Origin of the sequence: Prochlorococcus sp. MIT 1342 (assembly GCF_047304495.1) — a bacterium.
Classification (GTDB): domain Bacteria; phylum Cyanobacteriota; class Cyanobacteriia; order PCC-6307; family Cyanobiaceae; genus Prochlorococcus; species Prochlorococcus marinus_D.
On the sequence record NZ_CP138957.1, the window covers coordinates 207,788 to 232,709 of the forward strand.

The following is a 24,922-nucleotide window of genomic DNA, read 5'->3' on the forward strand; positions in this document are numbered from 1 at the left end:
TGAAGGTAAACCCGGAGAACCCTATCCATGGCGAACCTCAAGGACATCCGCGACCGGATCGTTTCCGTTAAGAACACCAGAAAGATTACTGAGGCGATGCGTCTCGTAGCGGCTGCGAAAGTGCGTCGAGCACAGGAACAGGTGTTGCGAAGTCGCCCTTTCGCCGACCGTTTGGCTCGCGTGTTGGAGAACATTCAATCGCGAATGAGTTTTGAGATGGCAGATGCGCCTCTCTTGAAGACCAGCGATCTCAAAACCATTACCCTGCTTGCTGTTACAGGTGATCGTGGCCTTTGCGGAGGCTACAACTCCAACATCATTAAGCGCACTGAGCAGCGCTATGCCGAGTTGAATGGCCAGGGATACAAGGTTGATCTTGTCTTAATTGGTCGCAAGGCAATCACCTATTTCAGCAATCGATCAAGCCAGTACACGATTCGGGCTACCTTTACTGGCCTTGAGCAAGTTCCAACCTCTGACGATGCAGAGTCGATCACCACTGAGGTTTTAGCCGAATTCCTTTCTCAAAGCACAGATCGAATCGAGGTGATTTACACCAAGTTCATTAACCTTGTGAGCTGCAATCCTGTGGTGCAAACCCTCTTGCCGCTTGATCCCCAGGGCATCGCCGAAGCCGATGATGAGATCTTCCGGCTGACGACGAAAGATAGTCGTCTCACAGTTGAGAAAGGTGTTGGACCTGCTAATGAGCAGCCTCCGCTGCCTTCGGACATCATTTTTGAACAGAGTCCTGAGCAACTGCTCAATGCTTTGTTGCCTCTCTATCTGCAAAATCAGATGCTGCGTGCCCTTCAGGAATCGGCGGCTTCCGAGTTGGCCAGTCGGATGACGGCGATGAACAATGCCAGCGACAACGCCAAGGCCTTAGCTAAGACCCTCACGCTTGACTACAACAAGGCACGTCAGGCAGCAATTACTCAGGAGATTCTGGAAGTTGTAGGTGGGTCTTGTACCTAGCCTTACGCTTGATTTAACTTTAGTTAGCCGGTCTTTTGAGACCGGCTTTTTGATGGTTTGAGTTTTTGCGATGCAGAACGAGTGAGCGGTGATCTTGGCGGTGTTTTTCGAGAGTGACTTCAACGGTGGCCTGAGTGTTGAGCCTTTCTCCTGAGAGGCTTGAGCAGCATGATGCATTTTGATCTGGATCACTGTCACAGCTTTTGACGTAGCTTTGCTTACACCAATGAGATTGATGGCTCGGAGCAAAGCGTTTTTTGCCAGTTTTGTGGTGGCAGGATGTCTTCAATGAAGCCCAGCTTGGTGAGCATCTGAAGTGAGCTTGAATTTGTGTGTGATGCAGCTTGAGCTGGTCTGGTCTGCGCAGTTGCCTTTGCATCAGTTGCGGCCCTGGTTACGAGAACAGCTCGCTGCATATGGCGAGCCCTTGCGATGGGCGATCACAGCAGTGGAATCCACTGGTGACCACTCTCGCAAGTTGAAGATTGAGGCGGTTGTGGTTAGTTCTGACACGTAAGGGGATGACGTTTTGATCCCTTCTTTTCTTCTCTCTGCAAGCGTATCGATCCCGCCTCCATTGCCTACCTTGCTGGTGGTGCCTACCGGGATTGGCTGTGAGATTGGTGGCTATGCCGGTGATGCTTTGCCTAGTGCTCGGCTGTTAGCAGCAGCTAGCGGTTGCTTGATCACCCATCCGAATGTGATCAATGGAGCGGCGCTTTATTGGAGCGACCCGCGTATTCAATACGTCGAGGGCTACAGCTTGGATCGTTTTGCTGCTGGTGAGCTTGGCTTGCGACCTGTGCGTCAGCAACGGATTGGTCTGTTGTTGGATGCTGGCATCGAACCGGAGTTGCGGCAGAGGCAATGGCAGGTCGCTGAGGGTTGTCGCGCCAGTCTTGGCTTGAATCTCGGGCCAGTGGTTACCACAGCCGTTCCCTTGGAGGTGCGCTTACGCGAGGGGAGTAGTGGGGCTAGCTGGGGTGAATTAGGCCAGCCCGATGCGCTGCTGCGGGCTGGCGAGCAGCTTCGTGATGCCGGTGCCAGCGCAATCGCTGTGGTTGCCCGTTTCCCGGAGGATCCTCAAAGCGAGGCTCTGAGGGCCTATCGCCAGGGCAGTGGTGTTGATGAGCTTGCTGGTGCCGAGGCGGTGATTAGCCATTTGCTGGTGCGTGAGCTCGGCTTGCCTTGCGCTCATGCGCCGGCTTTGTCTCCACTGCCATGCGATCCATTTTTGGATCCACGTGCTGCTGGTGAGGAGTTGGGCTATACATTTTTGGCCTGTGTGTTGGTGGGGTTAAGCCGCGCACCGGATCTTGTGCCACTCATAACTGAAGAGGCATTGCCTGCAGGAGCAGAGCTGTTGCGAGCTGAGCAGCTTGGTGCAGTGGTGGCCCCGGAGGGTGCTCTTGGCGGTGAAGCGGTGTTGGCTTGCTTGGAGCGGGGTGTCCCTTTGATCACCGTGACCAACCCGAGCGTGTTGAAGGTGACGCCAGAGGCGCTGGGAATCACATCCGGAGTGCAGAGAGCTCGTAGTTATGCGGAAGCGGCAGGATTGCTATTGGCTCTCAGGGAGGGGATTGCGAAGGACTCCCTGCAGAGGCCTTTGGATCGGTTGAGTGAGATCTCATCCAGCCCTGATATGCCAATGTCGTGATGCTGATTAAAAGCGTCGCGAAACGGTGTTTTTGAGAGCTGGTCTTGTGGGGCAGGCTGTTTAGCGTAAGCATGCCATTGGGTGCCTTGGTGGTAGCCCTAGGGCCTTGGCGACACCCGGATGACAAACGGAGCCTTGAATTGTGTTGAGCCCGGAAAGAAGTTCGGGACGTTCGGTGACGGCCTCCTCAAGGCCCCGCCCGGCAATGCCAAGGATGTAGGGCAGAGTCACGCTCACCAGAGCTTCAGTGGAGGTAAAAGGCACCGCACCTGGCATGTTGCCGACGGCGTAGTGCTGGACGCCGTGGATGGTCACGGTGGGATGGGTATGGGTGGTTTCTTGGCTGGTGGCTACACAACCTCCCTGATCGATCGCTACATCCACGATTACTGAATTGGACTTCATTTGTTTCACCATCTCTTCATCGACGAGGGTGGGTGCGCGACCTCCAGGCGTCAGGACGGCACCGATCAAAAGGTCTGCAGTGGGGATGAGTCGCTCCAGCAGGCCACGGCTGTTGACAACGCTAATCAGCCTGCCGCGTCGCCTTGCCTCAAGGCTGCGCAACCGTTCAGGTGAGCGGTCTAGCAGCATCACTTCGGCATCCATGGCGGCGGCCAGCCTGGCTGCATTCCAGCCCACGGTGCCAGCGCCCAACACGACCACCCGGGCTGGTTGCACGCCGGTGCAGCCTCCGATTAGCAAGCCGCGTCCGCCATGAGGTCGTTCGAGCAAATGGGCGCCCACTTGTGCGGCTAGACGGCCAGCGATTTCGCTCATTGGTGCCAGTAGCGGCAGGCTGCCGTTTTCTAGTTGCACCGTTTCGTAACCCACGCCGGTGGTGCCTGCATTGAGTAGCGCTTCACCCACCTTCGGGTAGGCGGCTAGGTGTAGGTAAGTGAAGAGCACCATGTCTTCCCTGAGCAGACCGAATTCCTCTTCCTGAGGCTCCTTCACTTTCACGACGAGATGGGCTGCCCAGGCCTCCTCGCGGTTAACAAGCTTGGCACCAGCATCAGCGAAGGCCTCATCACCAATGCCTGCTCCAGCCCCGGCGCCAGCCTGAACCCTTACTTCTAGCCCCTTGGTGACCAGTTCTTTCACCCCGTCAGGAGTAAGAGCCACTCTCAGCTCATCGGCTTTAATTTCGGTCGGTACCCCGATGCTGGCTATTGGGGCCGAAAGAAGAGAGGAGTCCATGGACGCCAATGACTTCTTTTAGGTTGGCGACATCAGGACAGCCTGACCAGGTTTTGTGGTGATTATTCGGCGGCGATCGGTAGCCGCCAGCCGCTGCCAAAGGCCTGTGAACTCACCTTCAGCAGGGGCGGGGCCTGTCGCCGTTTGAATTCGGCCCGTCGCAGTAATTGCTGCACCCGCTCGATGAGGGCAGGGTCATGTCCTCTGCTGACAAGTTGCTCCGTACTGAGGCGTTCTTCAATCAGAGCTTTAAGCAGAGGGTCGAGGAGGGCGTAGTCGGGTAGTGAATCGCTATCGCGTTGGTTCGGTCGCAATTCGGCGCTGGGAGGCTTTTGGCGGATTGTCGTACCGATCAGTTCGCCTTTAGTTGGTAGTCCTACCTCTTGGCGGCATTTTTCGGCAGCAGGGCTGTCAAGCCAATCACAGAGTCTAAAGACGTTGGTTTTGTAGACATCTCCAATCACGGCTAGGCCGCCGTTCATATCGCCATAGAGGGTGCAGTAGCCCACTGCTAGTTCGGATTTGTTGCCAGTGGATAGCAGCAGCTGGTCTTGTTGGTTGGCCAATGCCATCAGTAAGGTGCCGCGGATGCGGGATTGGAGGTTCTCTGCAGTCACGCCCTCGGGTGGCTTGCCGAGAGGAGGGATGAGGGCGGCCTCAAAATTCGTCATCAAGGTCGCAATCGACACAGTGTGGGTAGCCATCCCTAGTCGTTTGGCGAGGGCTAGGGCATCATCAATTGAACCAGCTGAACTCCAGGGTGAAGGCATCAGTAGGGATGTCACCTGATCGGCACCTATGGCCGCTGCAGCGATCACGGCCACCAGGGCCGAATCGATACCACCGCTGAGGCCAAGCAGGGCACGTTTAAAGCCACATTTGCCAGCGTAGTCACGCACACCTAGAACCAATGCCTGGAATAATTTCTCCAGTGGTTCGATCGTAGGAATGTCGAGATGGGTGGCTGTAGAGGTTGCATCCCAGATGGCTAGTGCTTCGCGACAAGTGGGCAATTGCAGGGCAAGCTCAGCATGTTCATCGACGACGAAACTGGCGCCATCAAAGACCAGCTCGTCGTTGCCGCCCACTTGATTCACATAGATCACCGGAGCGCTCAGTCTCTGCGCAGCCCTAGCGGCCAAGCGCTGGCGCAGAAGTTCTTTGGATTGGCTGAATGGCGAAGCTGAGAGATTAAGCAGTAGGTCGATGTTTTGTGGTAGCAGCGATGCGATGGGGTCAGGGCCGGCAATGCGCTTGTCCTGCAGTGCTTCTTCCACCCAGAGGTCTTCGCAGATTGTGAGCCCAAGACGCCAGCGACGCCCATCGCGTTCAAACTCCAACACAGCCGGAGTTCCTGCCGGGCGGAAATAGCGTTTTTCATCGAAGACGTCATAGGTGGGTAGCAGTTGCTTGCGAGCTACCACCTGCCATTGGGAGCTTTTGATCAGGGCTAGAGCATTGAAGAGCTGGGGTAGTTGAGGGTCATGGGCTTGCTCAGCTAGGCCCACGACCACTGCCAGATCAGGGGCTTCGCGGGCCAGGATGCTCGCCATCTGGTTGAGCACATCGCTTTGTTGAACGAGATGGTTGTGGCTAAGTAACAGATCTCGGGGTGGATATCCCCACAGGGAAAGCTCAGGCGTGAGTATCAGATCTGCGCCGAGATCAGCAGCCTCACGGCAGGCAGTCAGAATCTTTTCGCCGTTGCCAGCCAGATCGCCTACAAGTGGATTGAGCTGGGCTAGAGCAAGGCGCATCAGGGACTGGTGGCGAGGCCGTAGAGGTTGTGTTCCAGAACCAATGGCCACAATGCTGCAGGGATCTGGGCCGGCTTGGGTTGACTGCGCACCTCAGAACTTGAGGTGGCGGGGATTTGCATTGGTAGCAGCTCGATACGACCACCCAAGCATTCGAGGGCTTCGAGTTGCTGTAGCTGTAGTGGCCAACCTTGACGAGGAGCAATGGCGAGGCGGGCGAGTTGCAAGACAGCTCGAGCATCTTTCCAGTGGGGGATTTGGCCGGCCAGATCACTGCCAACCACAAACACCAATTCGCTGCTAGGCCAGCGAGTGTTTGCACGTTTCAGAGTCGTGATCGCCCATGGACTGCTGAGTTCTTGCATCAGCTCTAGCTGCGGATTAGCGATCGCCTTCACCAAAGTAGCCAACAGAGCTTTTCGCTTCTCCAATGGGGCGCAGTGGCGTTTCATCGGGTTGTCGCTAGCCCAGGTGGCGACCTTTGGGAACATCGCCACCAAGCCTTCCAACAGTGCTTGGTGGCCGCAGGTTGGGGGGTCGGCGCTGGTGCCAAACAGGGCGATGGTGCCCTGATGCTTGCTCATGGAAGCAGGGTCTGAAGTTGGCACGCTTCGTTGGCCGCCAGCTCTGGCCAATCGATCAGCCAGCGCCGGACTTGAGGGTCGTTGGCAGCCAGGCGCCTTAGCAGTGCAGCTGGTTGGGCCTCGCGTCGTTGGCTGCCAAGCAGTAGTTCTCGTGCTGCGAGGCGGCCGGTGCGTCGTGTTGTGTGCACGGCGAGGGCTGCTTGAGCGAGGGCAACTGGGGCTGCTGGCGCCAGGCTTAAACCGCCGGTGAAGGGGACTGCCAGCAGCAGCAACTGACGCACTGCGCTGAGCGCCAGTTGAATGCCCAACTGAGCACCTCCTAGAAGGGCATTGTGGCTTGAGAGTCGGCCGAGTAGTTGCCGGGCTGCAGGGCCGCCGATCTGCAGGCCATAGAGCTGGCAAAGCTTGACGACCAGAGCAGTGTCACAAGCCATACCTCCGGCTAGATCCAGCAGCACTAGAGGATTGGCCGCCACACCGGAAGCTTTGATGGCGGCAAAACGGCCGATTAAGCCTTGGGCTGCAGCCTTGCTGCGCTGCAACCGTCCTCGCTTGAGGACCTGGTAAAAACGATCGGCCTGGCGTAAGGCATTGAGAGCCAACAGCAACTCACCCTGCTCCATCAGCAGCTGAATCAGGGCTTTGCGCAGCGGCTCCACTTGAGGGGGGCAGATCTTGCTACGCACAAGGCCATCAGCACGAAGCTGGGGCTCGCGTGGCGCGGCGGCCACAGCATGGAGTTGTAGTTGGAGAGCTGCAGCGGGCAGGCGGCTGCGAATACTTGCCAAAAGTGCATTGCGCTGCTCAGGCGACCAGCAATCGCAACGGTTGAGCACAAGCACGATCGGCCTGCCACTTTTGAGCAGGGTCTTGAGGGCAGTTGCTTCGACGCTGGTGAGGTCGCTGTCAAGAACCAGCAGCACCAGATCGGCCTGCAGAGCTACCCTCGCCGCTAGCCGTGCCCTGCCGGCAGCAGCGATCTCATCGATGCCGGGAGTGTCGACCAGCTCTACAGAATCAAGATTATTAATCGGTTGGCACCAATCCACCGCTTGTTGGTGACGGGTGCAGCCATGGGCTACATCGGTGGCAAAGATGTTCTGGCCCAGCAGTGCATTGAGCAGGCTTGATTTGCCGACTCCTACTCGACCAAACACTGCGATGCGCAAGCGACGCTGCTCCAATCGCTTGAGTTGGCGATTGAGTGCGATCAGCTCCCCAGCGAATTGGTTGTATTCGCGGTTACTCAGCGATAGTTGTTTGACCCACTGGCTGAGTAAAAGGTGACAGCGCTCGGGTGTGGAGGGGGGGGCTTGCGTCATCAGCTTGACTTCCTCCACCAGCCGGCCAGTACGGCCAAGACAGCTTCGGCACCGATCACGCCCACGAAACCGCCGAACTCATCAACCACCACTCTCACGCCGCTGTTGTCACGACGGAAGCCAGTGAGTAGTCGATCGGCGCGAATCATTTCAGGTACAAATTCCACCGTTTCACTGAGGTCTGCAGGGGTGAGGTGACCCTGACCCTGCAGAAGGGCGGTGAGCAGCCTTTCGCGGCTGGCCACGCCCAGAACTTTATCGACTTCTTTGCCAAGCACGACCCACCACTCGGCGTTGTGGGTGAGCAGTTCAGGCCGAAGTGTTTCAAGGTTGGCAGCAGCATCGAGGGTGGGAGCTGCCACCCGGGGGATCATCAGGTCGCGGGCTGTGAGGTCGTTGAGTTGGAACACCTTGGCGATCATGGCAGCTTCATCGGCTTCGATCTGCCCTTTTTGCGACCCCAGCCTTGCCAGCAGCCTGATTTCATTCTCATTCGTGCTCAGTTCGTTCTCGGCGGTAATTGCTGGCAATAACCGCTCGAGCAACACCACTACAGGACGCATCAGCAGGCCCAGCAGGTGCAGCACTGGGGCACTGGAGAGGGAAACCGAGAGGGCCAGGCGGCTGCCGAGGGATTTCGGCAGGATCTCGCCCAGCACGATCACGAGCAATGTGAGACCTACCGAAAACAACGGCAAGGCCACATCACTGATGTTGTGCTTCTCAAAGACATAAGCCGCAAAGGCGCCAAGCATCAGGCTGCCGAAAATGTTGAAGCCGTTGTTGGCGATCACCAGTACAGACAGAGTGCGTCCCAGCCGTTGACGTAGTTGGGCTAAGTGTCTGGCGCCAGCGATTGGTTGGGGCCGTGCGGCCAGCTCATGCACTTGCACAGGATTTACTGTGAGCAGTGCTGCCTCCACACCTGAGCACAAGGCAGAACCGGTGATAACGACAACGACCAATAGCGTTAAGACCAGCAGGTCGTTGCTCATGCCTGGCGGGGGGGAGTAAGGATGTCGTGGTTGATCACGACAAGTCGTAAATGCTTTGGCCAGTCCTGATCATGGCCACGCAGTGTGACCGTCTTAGGCATCAGGATTAGTGGTGATCCGCTAATGGCGGACGATGGCATGGAGGGTTCCCCCTGCATGGTGTTCTGCTGCCATCCTGACGTCCAAATGCTGTTGTGTCTCTTGCCGTGACCGATCTGTGTATCTTCCATCAGCGTCGCACTTGCTTGATGGCGCAATTGGGGGGTGTGGCAGCGGTCATTCCAGCGGCTTCGTTCGTGACGCATCACGCCGATTGCGAGTATCCGTTTCGTCAAAACAGTGACTTCTGGTATCTCACGGGTCTGGATGAGCCTGATGCGGTGGCTTTGCTTTTGCCCTATCGGCCCGAAGGTGAGCGTTTTGTGCTGTTTGTGCAACCCAAAGAGCCCACTACTGAAGTATGGAATGGCTTCCGTTGGGGTGTCGAGGGAGCAGTGGCGCAGTTCGGGGCTGATCGTGCTCATCCAATAGCTGAATTACCTCAGCTGTTGGGCGATTACCTCAAAGGCGCCGAAGCGATTGGCTTCAGGGTGGGGAAGCACCCAAAGGTGGAGCCGCTGGTTCTTGAGGCGTGGGCTAAGCAACTCGAGCAGGCCCCACGCAGCGGCGTATCGGCGCTTGGTCTTGTCGCCCCTTGCCCTTTCATCCATCAGTTGAGGTTGCGCAAGGGGGCAGAGGAAATCGAGCGTATGCGTGAGACAGCTCGGATTTCTGCGCAAGCTCATCAGCTGGCTAGGAATACGGCGCGTCCGGGCATGAATGAGCGACAGCTGCAGGCTGTAATCGAGCAGCATTTTCTTGAGCAAGGCGCGCGCGGCCCTGCCTATGGATCGATCGTGGCCGGCGGCGATAACGCCTGCGTGTTGCACTACACCGCTAACAATGCTCCGCTTGTTGATGGTGAGCTGGTGTTGATCGATGCAGGCTGTTCGCTCGTTGATTACTACAACGGAGATATCACTCGTACATTCCCTGTTAACGGAAGCTTTAGCGCAGAGCAACGCGCTTTGTATGAGCTGGTTTTAGCAGCGCAGCAGGCAGCGATCGCTGAGGTAAGACCAGGTGGTACTGCTGATCGCGTGCATGATCTTGCGGTGCGGGTGCTTGTCGAAGGGCTTGTGGAATTGGGTTTATTGCTTGGCAGTGTTGATGGACTGATTGAGCAAGGGGCCTACCGACACCTTTATATGCATCGAACTGGCCATTGGCTTGGCCTTGATGTTCATGATGTAGGCGCCTATCGCCTTGGTGAGCATCCGGTGGATCTTGAGCCCGGCATGGTGTTAACAGTGGAACCGGGTTTGTATGTCAGTGACCGTTTGCCAGTGCCAGACGGGCAACCTGCGATTTCTGATCGTTGGAAGGGGATCGGCATTCGTATTGAAGATGATGTGTTGGTAAGTGAGCAGGGGAATGAGGTGCTCACATTGTTAGCGGAGAAAAGTGTTGAAGCAATGCAGCGATAAGCGATCAGGGAATCACTGTTGCTCTGGCGACATCCATTACTGCAGTTGATTTGGTCTAGTTGATGCAACAAGAAATTAACCAGATAATAATTGACCTTTTAAGTATCAATCCCAGTGCACCATTCTGTTCGCCTCTCCTTCTCGCTTGCTGGTGCCGCTGCATTCGCTTTAGCTAGTTTTCCTATCCAACCAATCGCTGCTCAAGAAGAAGGCAGTGCAGCAGATCTTGGCGTGATGGAGATCAACCTCAAAGATGCTGTGCAGTTCAACTGGGGTTTTCAAGGAGCACTTCAAGGAGCAGGCACACCCAATCAAGCCGGCATTGGAGCCTTTCTTCCGATTGCTGTTGGTGAGAACAGCGTTTGGTTTATTGATGCTTTAGCCAATGCCAACTTCTCTGATTTTGATGGCTAAAGCAGCATCATCAATACAGAGGTTGCTGGTACCTCGATCAGCACATCAACCCGTTTGGGTTATCGCTGGCTGAATGGTGACCGCAGCTGGATGTATGGAGTGAATGCTGGCTATGAGAGCCGGCCGATGAATACAGGTGATGCTGATACCAACGTGAATATCTTTGATAAGCGTGAGGTCTTCTTCTCTCAGGTTGCTGCAGGCTTAGAAGCAGTCTCAGACACTTGGAACTTCAATGCCTATGCACTGGTTCCCATTGGTGATGACTAACACAGGCTGAACAGACATTACGACGGTGGTGCTCTTGATACCTACTGCTTAGATATTGGCTACAGCATCGCACCTGATCTCAATGCCTCTGTTGGTTATTACTATCAGCAAGGAGATCTCGATGATGCTGATGGTTCTGGTGTTAAAGGAAGACTCGCATACAGCATCAGCAATGGTTTAACGCTTGGCACCAATCTTTCTTACGATGAAGCCTTTGATACTCGCTTTACGGCAGATATTAAATATCGCTTTGGCAGCAATGGCTATGGAGCACCAAGCAAGAAAAAATGGAAGACTCCTGCTATAGAAGCGTTATCTGCAACACCAGCCAATCGAGATCTGAGGGTTCACGATGACTGTCACACTCTTTTGAGTGGCCACACCACGACTACGCACGGAGACTGTGGCGGCCCCTTTTTTTAGTGGCCACAAATGGCCACATGTCTAGTTGCCGATTTTTGCTATTGCGATTTTTGATTGAAACTCCGTGTGATTATAGGGGCTTTTTGTTTCATTAACCACCTCACTATTCGCTTAAAACGCCATCCGATACCTGGCGCCATTGACTTGCAGAAAGTTGCATTGATGTCTTCTTTAGCAGGCATCAATCAGCAATAGTTTTTCGCATTCATGACAAATCTAACCTCAACTTTATCTGCCAGAAAACTACTTATATTGCCTAGCTTAATCACCACAATTTGAGAGTTTTATCTCCATCTCTGATTCCATTGGTTTTTCTAAATCTCACCACAATCTGATGCCATTCGTCTGGAATTTGATTGAGGAGAACATCCCAATCCCATGGCAATCGTTGTTGGCCTGGTGAAATCCTCTTCTTCTTACTTCTAGTTCTTGAATGACTGACTAGTCGTTTCAGCATGCGACTACCCCAGTGGCATTTAGGAGCAGCTTTGGCGTGATGGCGATAACGCTGGCAGAAACGCTCATAGCGCCTGGCACATCCATCCAGCGTTGCCGGTAGATTTAAAAAGGCTGGATGCCATTCACTGATGCCGTCTGATTGCAGCCTGATGTAGTGGCCATAGTTGCTATAGGGGTCATAAAAGCCTTCCCTGACCCCAGTCGCTTTGGGATTGGCATGGATATACCTCAAGTTATTCAGCATTCGCCGGTGATCTTTGGGGTGGATTGGCGTTGAGAAATCCCTTGCCTCCCAGAAGTGCCAGCAACGCTCGCTCAAGCGGTTGAGTGCCATGGCGGAATACCAAGCGAACCAAATGCATCAACCTCGGCAAATCCTTGGCATTGGTTGGCTTGATGAGCAAGTGAAGGTGGTTAGCCATCAGGCAGAGCCTCTAAACCTTCACGGCAAATTTCTGCTTGGCCTTTTTAAGTACTGCCAGTAGGACATCCCGCCTAAGGGCTTTGGTAATCAAGAACTGCCTGCTATTGCAACGCAGCGTGATATGAAAACTGCAGCCAGACGGTAGTAAGCGTTTTGCTCGAGCCATGTGCTGATGACGGCGTCAGCGCTCAAGCATTAGCCATGCTTTCAACCAAGTTCCTTAGCAGCTCTACGCGAGATCAAGGAGATGGCCGAACCTGGCCAGACGACATCTTCACTAGTTTTTGAGGGTTTCGATCGCATCGGTTGTACAGCTCAGAATGTGATCGGCCCCGGCCTGCTTCAGTCGATCTTCATAGACGTTGCGTGCTTCTTGTTGCTCGACCCCATGCAAATGGGGTGGCGCGACTGCCAGGCTCATCCATTGCTGCTCGGGTTGTTGCTGGCGGGCATGGATCACTGTGCGCACATCGGCCACCGTGTCGCCTAGGTAGGCGACTGTTGGAACGCCTTGACCCAATCTCCTACCAGCAAGTTGGCTGGCTAGTTGAAGCAGGCCCGTGGGATCTGGTTTATCAGGTGCTTCGCCCATGGCGATCAAAGCCGGATGCTTGAGCCCCAAGCGTTGTTCCAATACAAATCGGGCAGAAGGAGGCTCAGCACCGCTAACAAACCCCCAGGCGAAGCCGAGCGAACTCAGCTCCTCAAAGAATCTTTGATTAACCAGCAGTGGCTCATTGCGGATAAAGCCCTGCCAATTGCTGGGGTCGCCATTGGGATCACCGCCAAAATAAAAACGACTAAACACGTCTATGAGCTGCTCGCGGCTCGGTAGCTCTAAGGCTTGGTTACGGCTTTTCTGATCACGTCTGAGCAGTTCCAGGCTGGCGTCCCAGTCGTTATTCCAGATGCCTTCTGTTTTGAGCGCGTCGATCACGGCGACGCTGGGACGCCAGCCGCTGTAATGGTGCACTGTTTCCTGGATGGCACGGCGGTAGCTGGCTGCTACATCGCGGATCACGCCGTCGATGTCAAACAGCAGCAGGCCTTGCAGGTTCAGTGGATAGAGAGTGTTGAGCGACTGCTAGGTTAGTTGTTTGTTCAGATTCCTTGAGCGCAGAGAGCATGACGGTTTCCGAAGGCGCTGCCGCTGATCAAGAGGTCGCGAGCACGGCCGCTGCGGTGGCTGAGGCACATCCTCAGGCCACGAAGGAGGTCGTTGAGGATCATGCGCAACCCAAGGAGGAGCCCCAGGAAGGCCGTCCTGTGATGCGTGGTGGCAGTGCTGCTCTAGCGACTGCAACGATCGATGCTGATGGTGTGCCTTCTGGATATACCCCAAAGGCCGATGAAGGTCGCTTCTTGCTGAAGATTCTGTGGCTGCCAGACAACGTGGCTCTGGCTGTTGATCAAATCGTTGGCGGTGGCCCCAGCCCTCTTACGGCTTACTTTTTCTGGCCTCGCGAAGATGCATGGGAAACACTTAAAGGTGAGCTAGAAGGCAAGAGCTGGATCACCGATAACGAGCGCGTTGAGGTGCTCAATAAGGCCACGGAAGTGATCAACTACTGGCAGGAAGAGGGCAAGGGTAAGAATCTCGAAGAAGCCAAGCTCAAGTTTCCAGACGTCACCTTTTGCGGTACGGCTTAATCAAGCCAGCCGAACGAATGAATTCTGCAGACCCGCTCCGCCTCTAAGGCGGAGTTTTTTAATGGCAAGACTGAAGCGGAGGTTGCATGGGCGAGCGTGCAGTTCAGCCTCCAGAGCATGCGTCTTGCTCAAACGCAGCAGCAGAATCCAAGGTGGCCTTGACCTCAAACAGCTCCTCAGCCAGCTCAGCACTGATCGTGAAGGTGTCGATTCCTGCTGCCGCCAAATGGCTGAGATCACGACGACTGCGCAAACTAGCCACCAGGAGTTTGCAGCTGCTGCCAACTCCTTCTAGGGCTCGTTGCATCGCTATCAATTCGGTGTAGCCATCACGGCCTTGATCGTTAATCCGTCCGAGGTAGGGGGCGATGTGTTGAGCGCCCAAGGCCGCAGCGATCAAGACCTGGGAGGCTTCAAAACAGGCCGTGAATGTGATGGGGATTTCTGCGGCGATAAGGGTGCTTGCTGCTTGGCTTCCTGCTTGGGTAATCGGCAGTTTGACGTGAACAGTGAGAGCTGGAGTCGTTAATTGGGCCAAGGCAGCGCCGCATTCTGCTAGCTCGATGGCATGCTTTCCCCATGCTTGAAGATGCAGTTCTAAACAACCCAGTCGTTCGGCTGCAGCAGCCAAGCTCTTGAGATGATCAAATTGGCAGGGTTGTTGGGCTCGTCTCAGCAGTGTTGGGTTGGTTGTGATGCCACTAAAGAGACCTGTTGGAAGCCATGCTTCCCATTTGCTTGGGTCTGCGCTGTCGAGTAAGAGCTGCAGCGTCAACTCAATGTCCTCAGCAGCTGCCTATGGATTTGCTTATTTAGTGGCTTGAACTCGTGCTCGGGCGCGATTGAAGTTCTGTTGTGCCTTTATTTTTTCGGTTGAGGGTTCCTGGCCTTCCATTTGGCTCACTTTGGCCTTGGCTTGTTCCAGCTCTGCTTCAGCCGTTGTTGCATCAATGCTCTTGCCGAGTTCGGCACCATTCACCAACACGGTGACATCGTCTGCTTCAACTTCGGCGAATCCACCCATCAGGGCAATGGAGTTCCAGGCCCCATTGGTTCGAACCCTCATCACACCGATATCCAGGGCCGTGACAAGCGATATGTGGCCTGGCAGGATGCCAATCAGGCCTGTGGTGCTAGGAAGAATCACCTCTTCAGCAGTGCCGTCGAACACACTCTGGTCAGGTGCCAGAACGCGGAGGGTGAGAGACATGGTTCGGAGGCTTGGGTTTGACGTGGAGAAACTGAATGGGGATGAAAGTGATTAGCGGGGAGATGTCTCACTCCCCGCTGGGCTTCAACCCTTTGCTTCTGAAGCCATCTTCTCGGCCTTGGCTTTGACCTCGTCGATGTTGCCAACCAGGTAGAAGGCTTGCTCAGGGAGATGGTCTAGTTCACCGGACATGATCATATTGAAGCCGGCGATGGTTTCTTCCAGCTTGACGTACTTGCCGGACATGCCGGTAAAAATCTCGGCGACAAAGAAAGGCTGGGAAAGGAACTTCTCAATCTTGCGGGCACGATCTACTGTGCGGCGATCATCTTCTGAGAGTTCGTCGAGACCAAGGATGGCAATGATGTCTTGCAGTTCCTTGTAGCGCTGCAGTGTGGCCTGCACGCTTCGTGCTGTGCGGTAATGCTCATCGCCAACTACTGATGGCTGAAGCATGGTGCTGGTGGAATCCAAAGGATCCACAGCCGGGTAAATGCCCTTGGCGGCCAATGCACGAGCCAGCACAGTTGTGGCGTCTAAGTGGGCAAATGTTGTGGCTGGTGCGGGGTCGGTGAGGTCATCTGCGGGAACGTAGACGGCCTGAATCGAGGTAATCGATCCCTCTAGGGTTGATGTGATGCGCTCTTGAAGTGCACCAACGTCGGTGCCAAGGGTGGGCTGGTAACCCACGGCGGAAGGCATGCGACCCAATAAAGCAGAGACTTCTGATCCGGCCTGCACAAAACGGAAGATGTTGTCGATGAACAGCAGCACGTCTTGCTTGTTCACGTCGCGGAAGTGCTCAGCCATGGTGAGAGCTGAAAGACCCACGCGCATCCGGGCGCCAGGGGGCTCATTCATCTGCCCGAAGCAAAGAGCTACCTTCGACTTCGAAAGGTCGTCGGAGTTGATCACTCCGGATTCTTTGAATTCCTCGTAGAGGTCGTTTCCTTCACGAGTGCGCTCGCCCACACCACCAAAGACAGACACACCACCGTGTTCTTTGGCGATGTTATTGATCAGTTCCTGAATCAGCACGGTCTTGCCCACACCGGCGCCACCGAAGAGGCCAACCTTGCCGCCTTGACGGTAAGGAGCCAGGAGATCAATCACCTTGATGCCAGTTTCAAAAACTGTTGGTTTGGTCTCTAGCTCAGTGAGTTTTGGTGATGGCCTGTGAATCGGGGCAGTTGCATCGGTTGTAACAGGACCCTGCTCATCAACTGGTTCGCCGAGCACGTTGAAGATCCTGCCCAGAGTGGCTTCACCAACGGGCACGGAAATTGCAGCGCCGGTGTCGAGGGCTTCCATGCCACGAACCAGACCATCCGTGCTGCTCATGGAGACCGCACGCACTCGATGATCGCCGAGGAGTTGCTGCACTTCGGCAGTAATGGCAACATCCTGACCTGATGGGTTCTTGCCCTCAATGCGAAGGGCATTGAGGATCTTGGGCAGCTTGCCGGCAGGGAATTCCACATCCAGAACCGGGCCAATCACCTGGCGGATGACGCCCTTGGTGCCGGCGGTGGCGGTAGCTGCAGCGGCCATAAGAAAATAGAGTTTTGCAGGGGTTGCGTGTCTAACGCATGCCCTTACAGAGCGGCGCAACATTACCACTGCATGGTGAGAACTTCTCAGGGTTCGGTGACCCGCACAGGTATCGACTAGTCGGCAAAGCATCAACACACATAGGGTTGGCACTCAATGGCCACGAGTGCTACTCCAGGTCGTTATGTGGTGCTTTGTCGCCCTGTTCTTGCTCTTTCAATACACCCATGGCAGCTGTTTCTCTCAGCGTCTCCACCGTTAAGCCTCTCGGAGATCGCGTTTTTGTGAAAGTCTCTGAATCAGAGGAGAAAACTGCGGGCGGCATCCTTTTGCCTGACACCGCTAAGGAAAAGCCCCAGGTTGGCGAGGTGGTTCAAGTTGGCCCTGGAAAGCGCAATGACGATGGCTCCCGCCAGGCTCCCGAAGTGGGAGTTGGAGACAAGGTTCTTTACAGCAAGTACGCAGGTACAGACATCAAGCTCAGCACAGATGAGTACGTGCTGTTGTCCGAGAAGGACATCCTTGCTGTCGTCAACTGAGCTTTGCGGCTGACTTTGAACTTTCAGCTGACACCGGCTTTCAACTGACCAAATCCATCATTTTTAAAGGACAACGCCTCCCATGGCTAAGCGCATTATTTACAACGAGCAAGCTCGACGTGCCCTCGAGCGCGGCATTGACATCCTGGCCGAATCCGTGGCCGTCACACTGGGGCCCAAAGGCCGCAATGTGGTGCTTGAGAAAAAGTTTGGTGCACCCCAAATCATCAACGATGGCGTCACCATCGCCAAAGAGATTGAGCTTGAAGATCACATTGAGAACACCGGTGTTGCTCTGATCCGGCAGGCAGCTTCGAAGACCAATGACGCTGCAGGTGATGGCACGACCACAGCCACTGTTTTGGCTCATGCCATGGTGAAGGCCGGCTTGCGCAATGTGGCTGCTGGTGCCAATGCAATCTCCTTGAAGAAGGGGATCGACAAGGCTTCCGACTTCCTCGTGAGCAAGATTGAGGAGCTCGCCAAGCCGATCAGTGACAGCAACGCCATTGCTCAGTGTGGAACCATTGCTGCCGGCAACGACGAGGAAGTGGGTCAGATGATTGCTGACGCCATGGACAAAGTTGGCAAGGAGGGAGTGATCTCTCTTGAAGAGGGCAAGTCGATGACCACTGAACTGGAGGTCACCGAGGGGATGCGTTTCGATAAGGGCTACATCTCCCCTTACTTCGCCACTGACACTGAGCGGATGGAGGCTGTGCTGGATGAGCCCTACATTCTCCTCACTGATAAGAAGATTGGCTTGGTACAGGATCTTGTGCCTGTGCTCGAACAGATTGCCCGCACTGGCAAGCCCCTGCTGATCATTGCTGAGGATATTGAGAAGGAAGCTCTCGCAACCTTGGTGGTCAATCGTCTTCGTGGTGTGCTGAATGTGGCTGCCGTGAAGGCGCCTGGGTTTGGTGATCGCCGTAAGGCCATGCTCGAAGACATGGCAGTGCTGACCAATGGTCAGTTGATCACCGAAGACGCCGGTCTTAAATTGGACAATGCCAAGCTGGAAATGCTTGGTACAGCCCGCCGTGTGACCATCAATAAGGACACCACAACGATCGTTGCCGAAGGCAATGAGACGGCGGTGAACGGGCGTTGCGAGCAGATCAAAAAGCAGATGGACGAGACTGACTCGACCTACGACAAGGAGAAGCTGCAGGAACGACTTGCCAAGCTGGCCGGTGGCGTTGCTGTTGTGAAGGTTGGTGCTGCCACCGAAACCGAGATGAAGGACAAGAAGCTTCGTCTTGAAGACGCCATCAACGCCACCAAGGCAGCAGTTGAGGAAGGCATCGTCCCAGGTGGCGGCACCACACTGACTCATCTCGCTTCTGATCTGCAGAAGTGGGCCAATAGCAACCTCAGCGGTGAGGAGCTGATCGGTGCCAACATCGTGGAGGCTTCCCTGGCTGCTCCCTTGATGCGCATTGCTGAGAATGCAGGCGCCAATGGTGCTGTCGTGGCCGAGAACGTCAAGAGCAGGCCTATCAGTGACGGCTATAACGCTGCTACTGGGGATTACATCGACATGCTTGCTGCAGGCATTGTTGACCCTGCCAAAGTCACTCGTTCTGGTTTGCAGAATGCGGCCTCGATTGCTGGCATGGTGCTGACCACTGAGTGCATCGTTGCTGATTTGCCCGAGAAGAAGGAGGCAGCTCCTGCCGGCGGTGGCGGCATGGGTGGTGACTTCGACTACTGATCAAAGCCGGGACTCTTCGGAGTCCCACAAGTCACATGTCATCAAGAACAGATCAAAAGCACCCTTCTGGGTGCTTTTTTTCGACATGGAGACGATCACTGGTAGCAACGATGAGCGAGTTGTGCTGATCAAGAGGCATGATCATTGCTGTCTTGATGCTTGCATAGCAAGATCGATTTGAAGCTAAACTTACTCTATAAATGTTAATAATATCGCTTTCCTTAATGCATAGATAGCGGCACCAGTGCGTTCGTAAATGTGCGCTTTTGGGCGCTTCATTTCGATGCCATATGGATTAGTGAAGATCGCAAATAGTATGCGTGCAAATCTAAATAGATTCTTCTTTGTTGACGTTTTGCTTGTGTCTTCCTGTTTGACCAGTAACAGCATCTCTCTGGCAATAATTTTGTTGTCGCCAAATGCTTTCAGCATCTTTTCTTTCTCTGAACTGTTGATCGTATCGAGGATGATCCTTAGGCCTCTGATTGAGTCTCGGTCACCTCTTGCAATCTCCCTGGTAATACTTTGATAGAGATTCTCCCATTTGTATGGCTCTTCTTTAAATAGATATGCAGCCCGACTGCTTGAGCTTGCCTTTGATAATCTCGCCTTTTCAGCTTCTTCATTTTGTTGTGATTTCCAGTAATCATATAAAGGAGAAGCCTTCTCTATGATTGTTGCAAGTTCTTTTCCTTTGGGAGGCATTTGCTTTTCAGAGTAAATGATTTTTTATGGAGCACTAATTTGTTGGCAAGAATGACACTGAATGGGCTGGCAACTTCTCGCTGAGATGCAGACTGGCTAATTACTTGACGTTTTGATGGTCAATACCTGTTTCTTTCTCATAGGCAATGACTAGGTCGACCAATTCTTTCTTGAGCAATCCTTTTAGCTTATCATTTGACTCCTTGGCGGGAACTATTTGCTTTTCATCCGTTTGTGTGTCTTTCGTTACCCCAGCATTAAGCAGAGAGACAAGTCTTTTCAATGAGTCAAAAACAATAAAAGTAATCCTGATAAGAAGTAAGATGATTGTATCGGTTGTGATCTTTTCTTCTGGCGCCTTTGATGTTTTCTCCTCTGGTGCCTTTGCCATTTTGGGTTTCCGATAAATGTCTTTTCGATAAGAAATCAGTAGAGCAAGTCGCCATCGCCGACACTTTGATTATAGCTTGAATTCCATTTGGAGCATAGTGTTTAGCCTCTTGATTTTAGCAAAGGAGCTTTGACTTGCTTTTGGGCGCCAGAAGCTTTGATGCTTGACTTCTCTTCCCTTCGTTTTGTTGTTGTATTCATTGTAAGCCGCAGAAGCAGATTTTAATTCTCCGACTATGCATCACAGATTCTCTCTTCATTGTCTTTGCTGCTTATTGTATAAACCATAACTTGATGTGTGATTTGAGAGGTCTGTGCTTACTTAATCATCACTAAAATTTCTTTGTTGGCTCAGTGATGAGTTCCCTCTTGTGCTTAAGATGGCCCTTGCGTTCCTGCTGCTGCTTTAGGTCAACGTATGTTGCTGATCGATGGCAATTGCCTATTTTAAATAATAACTTAAGGCAGGCAATCTTTTGAATAAACATATGTCTATGCTAAATCGCGGTGAGTTTGGATAGGCCTGCTTCCCTTCCTGTCGCCATGCTCAGCTTTCTTTTTTGCTTTGAGGTGTATTCCATTGGCTGCCTTGCTTCTGAGTTGTGCAGGAGTGGTTAAGTTGCAGTTTGGCATGCAAAAACATGGTGATGAGTTCGATCTCGATTGGCGAGGTTCATCACATGTTTGTTCAATCCTTTTGGCAATGATCTTGCTTGCCTACGGAGGAATCAAAGCTCAGCTCAAGTGAGCCAGCCAGCGCTAAGGATCACTGCAAGAGTGAGGAAGATGGCTAGGCATGTCCAGGTGATCCTGTCCAAGGTTGCCTCGGCGCTGCTGGTGCTTGTGAAACTGGAGCTGCCGCTAGCGGATATCCCTCCCATGCCACCACCCTTGGGGCTATGCAACAGGACCAACAACATCAAGAGAACGCCAGAAGCGACCCAGACCCAGGAGAGAACAGAGGTAATCATGGCCTCAGTCTAGGGATGTGTTGATCATGCTCTGACTTCAGCTCGCGATCGTTCGCCTCAAACGGGTTGAGGGAGTCGTGCAGAGGGCGTTGGTGAATCAATGGCTTGAATCAACGATAAGCCTGACATGGCATCGGGCTTAGGTAAATCCAGCAGTTGCAGCAGCGTAGGTGCGATGTCAGCCAGGCCACCACCTTCACGCAGCTGGATGTAATTGCCGTAGCCAGCCAGCTTGCGTTTCTCTCCTTCTACCAAGATCACAGGTACGGGATTCGTGGTGTGAGCCGTCCAAGCCTGACCATCTGAACCTTGCATCAGTTCGGCATTGCCATGGTCTGCCGTGATCAACAGAGTGCCTCCCATTCGTCCGGTCGAATCCAGTAATCGGCCGATGCAGCGGTCCACGGTGCTGATGGCTTCCTGAGCGGCTCCCATCACACCGGTGTGCCCGACCATATCTGGATTGGCGTAGTTGATGACGACCAATGAATACACACCACTCTCAATCGCGTTCACACAACTCTCGGTCAGCGTGTCAGCAGCCATCGCTGGAGCCAGGTCGTAGGTAGCCACGCGGGGGGATGGCACAAGATGACGCTCCTCGCCTGCTAGTGGCTGTTCGATGCCACCATTCATGAAATATGTGACGTGGGGATACTTCTCTGTTTCTGCGGTGCGGTATTGGCGTAGGCCGTGTTCAGAGACCACCTGACCGAGCAGATCGTCGAGTGATTCGGCGGGGAATGCTACTCCTACAGGGAGATCGTGTTCGTACTGGGTGAAGGTAACGACATCGAGGCTGGGCTGATTGGCTCGAGGGAAACCATCGAAGTCTGGAAGAGTGAGGGCTTGCACCAATTGCCTGGCGCGGTCAGGACGGAAGTTGAACATCACGAGGCCATCCCCGTCTTTGAAGTAGTTATTGCTAAGACGTGTGGGTTCTAGGAATTCGTCGGTGGTTCCGTTGGCATAACTTGCTCTGAGAACGTCTTCGGCAGTGACTCTGCTGATCGATTGATTTGGGTCGGTGAGTACCTCATAGGCCCTGATCGTGCGCTCCCAGCGGTGGTCACGGTCCATGGCCCAATAGCGGCCGCAGAGGCTGGCTAACTCACCGACTCCACTGGCTTTGATGGTGTCTTCGATTTGGTGTAGGTATTTGCTCGCGCTTTGAATCGGGGTGTCTCGTCCATCGGTGATGAGATGCACTGCCACTTTGTTGAGCCCAGCGGCGGCAGCCCAGTGCAAAAGACCGCAGAGATGATTGATATGGCTATGAACACCACCATCGGAGCAGAGTCCCAACAGGTGAAGCGTGCCGTCAGACTTGCGCAACCGTTCGGCTAGGGTAATCAGGGCAGGAGTTTGCCCCAGCCTTCCGGCTTGTACGGTTTCACTGATGCGAACGAGTTCCTGACGGATCACCCGGCCAGCACCGATGGTGAGATGACCGACCTCAGAGTTGCCCATCTGGTTGTCTGGCAGCCCGACAGCGGCACCACTGGCTTCGATCAGGGTGTGGGGGTAGGCATGCCATAGGGCATCCATGATTGGAGTCTCAGCACTACGGATTGAGTTGTGCTCAACTTCCTCACGATGTCCCCAGCCATCAAGGATCGCCAGCACTACAGGTGCAACTCGGCTGAAATGCCTTGAATTTCCGGAACTGCTGCTGGGCATGTTCACACGCGGCTATTGCTTATTAAGGACTTCTTCAGATTGAAGTTACTTCTTCCTTTGGTCTTGGTCTGCATTTGTGCTGACTTCCGTCAGCTTTTACGCATTGATTGTTGTTGGAGGCAAGAGAAGATCGGCATAAACTCACGTCTTAATCGTCACGACCATGATCGACAAAGGTAGTGATGAACGGGTGGAGATCCTCTCTGACCAGGAGCTCGGTCGCACCCTTTCGCGCCTTGCTTCTCAAGTACTCGAGTCTGTTGCTGATAGCCGGGAGCTTTTGTTCCTGGGAATTCCTACGCGAGGGGTGCATCTCTCTCGTGTGTTGGCCAAAGAGTTGGAACCCATTGCTGGCCATCGCATTGATCAGGGAAGTTTGGACCCCACCTTTCATCGTGATGATCTGGGTCGAGTCGGTACTCGGATGGTGCAACCCACCGATCTCCCCAACAGCGTTGAGGGGCGAGAGGTTGTGTTGGTGGATGATGTGATTTTTACCGGACGCACAGTGCGCGCTGCCCTTGAAGCTCTTCAGGCCTGGGGCAGGCCTCAGCGGGTGATGCTGTTGGTGATGGTGGATCGCGGGCATCGGGAAGTGCCGATTCAACCAGATTTCTGTGGTCGCAAAGTTCCGACTCGTCGCACGGAAAGCATCGAATTGCGCCTCTCTGATGTGGATGGAGAAGAGGGGGTTTACTTGCGCCAGTTGCCTTGATGAGGACAACACGCTGAGCTGGTGAACTTTGTGTTCATGCATCGGCGTTGTTCGTCTTGATGACAGAGGTCAGTTCAGCCCATGGTCGTCTTGCCTTTGGATTGCGTTGAGGTTGGTGTGGATGAATCAGTTACTGCACGGTGCCAAGCTTTTGCTTGCCTAGCCGCTCACCACTGCGTAGATCTAGCCCCTCCATCTGCAGCTGGGCATCGTCATCGATCGAGAATTGCAACCTCAGGCAGTCTTGCCCCGGCTGACCGGGTGGTTGTAGTGCAAGCGAAGCTGTAGGGCAGGTTCCTGGCCAGGGATGCAGTTTGCGTTCTGCTGGCTTTGATTGCAGGGTTGGCATTCCATCGATGTAGATGACCTCATGGCTCTCGTTGATGTCTGGCTCAGCAAGCACCACCTCTAGCTCCAGTTGATCGATCCGGCTGGCGGCCAGCACAAGCTCAAGGGGGGCGGTTGTTGGCCAGGGCTGACCAGCGAGGAACAGCGGATGCCAATGATGTTGTCCACCTCGCTGATCCCAGCAGCGCAGAGAGACTCCGCGGTGCAGTACATCCTGAACTTTGACCCCCGGTGTGAGTTGCAGGGCTCCAACAGCAACGGCCTCTATGGGGGGAGGTGTGAGGAGTGGGGCTGGTTGAGTTTGCTGCTGCAACCAACTGCGAACGAGGGGGATTTGTGCGCCGCCGCCGACGGCTACGACCCCCTGTAGGTCTTTGAGTTCGCAACCGTTGCCACGCCCCCTTGCCAGGGTTTCATTGAGCAGGCTGGCCAGGCTGTTAAGCAAGCCTCTGGCGATGAGCAGCTCTTCCAGCTCCCTGCGGCAGAGACGTAGAGGCAGGACTTCATTGCCTTCTGAATCGGCGGCAATCTCCAGCTGGGTGGCCTCAGCGCGAAGATCCACCTGGCTAAGGCGGCATTTGAGCCTCTCTGCAGCATTGAGGAGTGTTTCTGAGAGCGGAACGTCGGGATAAAGATGATTGGCAATCCAATGATCGAGGTCCCGTCCACCCAGCTTCAGTCCAGCCTTGCCAAGCACGCGTGCGCAGCGCAGGGCTTGTTTGCTGCTGTCCTCAAGATCTTGGCCAGCAAATCGAAGTAATTGGGCGATTGGAGCTGCCCGTCCTTCACCACCTTCGAGGGCCACGAGGGATAGATCAATGGTGCTGCCACCGATGTCCATCACCAACAGCTTGGAGCCTGGGGGTAGGCCGGCACCCATTGCAGCAGCGGTGGGTTCATCAACCAGGGCGATCTCTTCAACCGGCAGTGTTGTGCAGACCTGATTCAGCCAGGTTCTATAGGCGCGATAGCTCTCCACTGGCGCAGTGAGCACAAGACGTCGCACCTCGATATGGGGAGGGAGTCGGCGCCAGATCTGCTGCAGCAAGATTTCTCCGGCCTGTTCTGGCGAGAGGCAAGAGCCATCGCTTTTGCTTGGATGAGGTGCACCGATCCAGCGCTTGAAGTCTCTGCTCAAGCTTGTGTGACCCTGCCCCACCAGGCCTGCTTCGTCCACTTGCTGCCCCACTAGAGGGTTGGGGTCATTGCCTTGGCCGGCCCAGATCAAACTTGGGACTTCTCCTGGGCGACGGCTGATTGGTGGGAGATCGAGGAGTTGAGGGCTGGCAGCACGTTCAGCCTGGAAGGCCACAACCGTGGTGGTGTTCCCAAGGTCAATGGCAAGGGTGCCAACTTGTTGGAAAACCTGAAGCTTTTCTTCGCCCTCTGGGGGCATGTCCATGGCCATGGCCAGGTTGTAGTCATTACTAGGCTAAG

At 54.4% G+C, this 24,922-nt stretch carries 24 protein-coding genes and 2 pseudogenes; 10 read left to right on the forward strand and 16 right to left on the reverse strand.

All coding sequences use genetic code 11. The annotated features are described in order from the left end of the window. Positions 1–27: 27 nt before the first annotated feature. The 3 genes from SIB79_RS01010 (at position 28) to SIB79_RS01020 (ending at position 2,635) form a co-directional block, all read left to right on the forward strand. Positions 28–978, forward strand: a complete 951-nt coding sequence (locus tag SIB79_RS01010) for a F0F1 ATP synthase subunit gamma (RefSeq protein ID WP_011130834.1) — start codon at positions 28–30, stop codon at positions 976–978. A gap of 316 nt (positions 979–1,294) precedes the next feature. Then, complete coding sequence (locus SIB79_RS01015) at positions 1,295–1,495, forward strand: hypothetical protein (protein ID WP_236072626.1); 201 nt, start codon at positions 1,295–1,297, stop codon at positions 1,493–1,495. A gap of 12 nt (positions 1,496–1,507) precedes the next feature. After that, positions 1,508–2,635 (forward strand): DUF3326 domain-containing protein, encoded by a 1,128-nt coding sequence (locus SIB79_RS01020; RefSeq protein WP_063403576.1) that lies wholly within the window; start codon positions 1,508–1,510, stop codon positions 2,633–2,635. A 60-nt stretch (positions 2,636–2,695) separates the two neighbouring features. Here SIB79_RS01020 and ald read toward each other — a convergent pair whose 3' ends face one another. From ald to SIB79_RS01050, 6 genes are all read right to left on the reverse strand, one after another. Next, entirely contained in the window at positions 2,696–3,835 is a 1,140-nt protein-coding gene (ald, locus tag SIB79_RS01025; RefSeq protein WP_063403577.1) for an alanine dehydrogenase, read from the reverse strand. Between the two features lie 62 nt (positions 3,836–3,897). Next, positions 3,898–5,592 carry an NAD+ synthase gene (locus tag SIB79_RS01030; protein WP_063403578.1) on the reverse strand — a complete coding sequence of 565 codons (1,695 nt, stop codon included), beginning with the start codon at positions 5,590–5,592 and terminating at the stop codon, positions 3,898–3,900. After that, positions 5,592–6,176, reverse strand: coding sequence for a nicotinate-nucleotide adenylyltransferase (locus SIB79_RS01035; RefSeq protein ID WP_063403579.1), 585 nt, complete (start codon positions 6,174–6,176; stop codon positions 5,592–5,594). The genes SIB79_RS01030 and SIB79_RS01035 overlap by 1 nt, the downstream gene beginning before the upstream one ends. Further along, positions 6,173–7,498, reverse strand: coding sequence for a DUF697 domain-containing protein (locus tag SIB79_RS01040; protein ID WP_063403580.1), 1,326 nt, complete (start codon positions 7,496–7,498; stop codon positions 6,173–6,175). The genes SIB79_RS01035 and SIB79_RS01040 overlap by 4 nt, the downstream gene beginning before the upstream one ends. Next, the gene (locus SIB79_RS01045) at positions 7,498–8,493 is read right to left on the reverse strand and encodes a CNNM domain-containing protein (RefSeq protein WP_063403581.1); all 996 of its coding nucleotides are present in this window, start codon (positions 8,491–8,493) and stop codon (positions 7,498–7,500) included. The genes SIB79_RS01040 and SIB79_RS01045 overlap by 1 nt, the downstream gene beginning before the upstream one ends. Beyond that, complete coding sequence (locus tag SIB79_RS01050) at positions 8,490–8,723, reverse strand: hypothetical protein (protein WP_236072627.1); 234 nt, start codon at positions 8,721–8,723, stop codon at positions 8,490–8,492. Before SIB79_RS01050 ends, SIB79_RS01045 begins: the two co-directional genes overlap by 4 nt. Before the next feature lie 18 nt (positions 8,724–8,741). Here SIB79_RS01050 and SIB79_RS01055 point away from each other — a divergent pair, with 18 nt between their 5' ends. Both SIB79_RS01055 and SIB79_RS01060 read left to right on the forward strand, forming a co-directional pair. After that, complete coding sequence (locus SIB79_RS01055) at positions 8,742–10,019, forward strand: aminopeptidase P N-terminal domain-containing protein (protein WP_063403790.1); 1,278 nt, start codon at positions 8,742–8,744, stop codon at positions 10,017–10,019. Positions 10,020–10,133: 114 nt separating this feature from the next. Beyond that, positions 10,134–11,126: pseudogene (locus tag SIB79_RS01060) on the forward strand (carbamoyl-phosphate synthase). Between the two features lie 265 nt (positions 11,127–11,391). Here the strand turns inward: SIB79_RS01060 and SIB79_RS01065 are convergent. Both SIB79_RS01065 and SIB79_RS01070 read right to left on the reverse strand, forming a co-directional pair. Beyond that, a pseudogene (locus SIB79_RS01065) lies at positions 11,392–12,175 on the reverse strand (transposase). 111 nt (positions 12,176–12,286) lie between these two features. Beyond that, complete coding sequence (locus tag SIB79_RS01070) at positions 12,287–13,069, reverse strand: TIGR01548 family HAD-type hydrolase (protein WP_074161334.1); 783 nt, start codon at positions 13,067–13,069, stop codon at positions 12,287–12,289. A gap of 65 nt (positions 13,070–13,134) precedes the next feature. On the opposite strand from SIB79_RS01070, the gene SIB79_RS01075 reads away from it, so the two are divergent. Then, positions 13,135–13,659, forward strand: a complete 525-nt coding sequence (locus tag SIB79_RS01075; protein ID WP_063403584.1) for a 30S ribosomal protein PSRP-3 — start codon at positions 13,135–13,137, stop codon at positions 13,657–13,659. Between the two features lie 103 nt (positions 13,660–13,762). Here the strand turns inward: SIB79_RS01075 and SIB79_RS01080 are convergent, their stop codons facing one another. The 3 genes from SIB79_RS01080 to atpD form a co-directional block, all read right to left on the reverse strand. Next, positions 13,763–14,434, reverse strand: coding sequence for a transaldolase family protein (locus tag SIB79_RS01080; RefSeq protein WP_063403585.1), 672 nt, complete (start codon positions 14,432–14,434; stop codon positions 13,763–13,765). 33 nt (positions 14,435–14,467) lie between these two features. Next, positions 14,468–14,869: an ATP synthase F1 subunit epsilon gene (atpC, locus tag SIB79_RS01085; protein ID WP_063399472.1), complete on the reverse strand. Its 402-nt coding sequence runs from the start codon at positions 14,867–14,869 to the stop codon at positions 14,468–14,470. 84 nt (positions 14,870–14,953) lie between these two features. After that, positions 14,954–16,420, reverse strand: a complete 1,467-nt coding sequence (atpD, locus tag SIB79_RS01090) for a F0F1 ATP synthase subunit beta (RefSeq protein ID WP_011130819.1) — start codon at positions 16,418–16,420, stop codon at positions 14,954–14,956. A 227-nt stretch (positions 16,421–16,647) separates the two neighbouring features. On the opposite strand from atpD, the gene groES reads away from it, so the two are divergent. Together groES and groL are read left to right on the forward strand one after the other, a co-directional pair. Continuing rightward, positions 16,648–16,959 (forward strand): co-chaperone GroES, encoded by a 312-nt coding sequence (groES, locus tag SIB79_RS01095; protein WP_011130818.1) that lies wholly within the window; start codon positions 16,648–16,650, stop codon positions 16,957–16,959. An 82-nt stretch (positions 16,960–17,041) separates the two neighbouring features. Further along, the gene (gene groL, locus SIB79_RS01100) at positions 17,042–18,676 is read left to right on the forward strand and encodes a chaperonin GroEL (RefSeq protein ID WP_063403586.1); all 1,635 of its coding nucleotides are present in this window, start codon (positions 17,042–17,044) and stop codon (positions 18,674–18,676) included. 189 nt (positions 18,677–18,865) lie between these two features. Here groL and SIB79_RS01105 read toward each other — a convergent pair whose 3' ends face one another. Continuing rightward, on the reverse strand, positions 18,866–19,381 hold the full coding sequence (locus SIB79_RS01105; protein ID WP_063403587.1) for a hypothetical protein: 516 nt from the start codon (positions 19,379–19,381) through the stop codon (positions 18,866–18,868). Positions 19,382–19,481: 100 nt separating this feature from the next. Continuing rightward, positions 19,482–19,772: a hypothetical protein gene (locus SIB79_RS01110; RefSeq protein WP_063403588.1), complete on the reverse strand. Its 291-nt coding sequence runs from the start codon at positions 19,770–19,772 to the stop codon at positions 19,482–19,484. Positions 19,773–20,351: 579 nt separating this feature from the next. Between SIB79_RS01110 and SIB79_RS01115 the strand changes: the two genes are divergently transcribed. Beyond that, entirely contained in the window at positions 20,352–20,519 is a 168-nt protein-coding gene (locus SIB79_RS01115) for a hypothetical protein (RefSeq protein ID WP_155724637.1), read from the forward strand. Here the strand turns inward: SIB79_RS01115 and secG are convergent. Further along, a complete protein-coding gene (secG, locus tag SIB79_RS01120; RefSeq protein WP_011825182.1) occupies positions 20,512–20,742 on the reverse strand; it encodes a preprotein translocase subunit SecG in 231 nt (76 codons plus the stop codon). The genes SIB79_RS01115 and secG overlap by 8 nt on opposite strands. 57 nt (positions 20,743–20,799) lie before the next feature. Further along, entirely contained in the window at positions 20,800–22,422 is a 1,623-nt protein-coding gene (gpmI, locus tag SIB79_RS01125; RefSeq protein WP_063403589.1) for a 2,3-bisphosphoglycerate-independent phosphoglycerate mutase, read from the reverse strand. A gap of 163 nt (positions 22,423–22,585) precedes the next feature. On the opposite strand from gpmI, the gene pyrR reads away from it, so the two are divergent. Continuing rightward, positions 22,586–23,137: a bifunctional pyr operon transcriptional regulator/uracil phosphoribosyltransferase PyrR gene (gene pyrR / locus SIB79_RS01130; RefSeq protein WP_063403590.1), complete on the forward strand. Its 552-nt coding sequence runs from the start codon at positions 22,586–22,588 to the stop codon at positions 23,135–23,137. Between the two features lie 130 nt (positions 23,138–23,267). Here pyrR and SIB79_RS01135 read toward each other — a convergent pair whose 3' ends face one another. Next, the gene (locus tag SIB79_RS01135; RefSeq protein WP_063403591.1) at positions 23,268–24,893 is read right to left on the reverse strand and encodes an Hsp70 family protein; all 1,626 of its coding nucleotides are present in this window, start codon (positions 24,891–24,893) and stop codon (positions 23,268–23,270) included. Positions 24,894–24,922 lie beyond the last annotated feature (29 nt).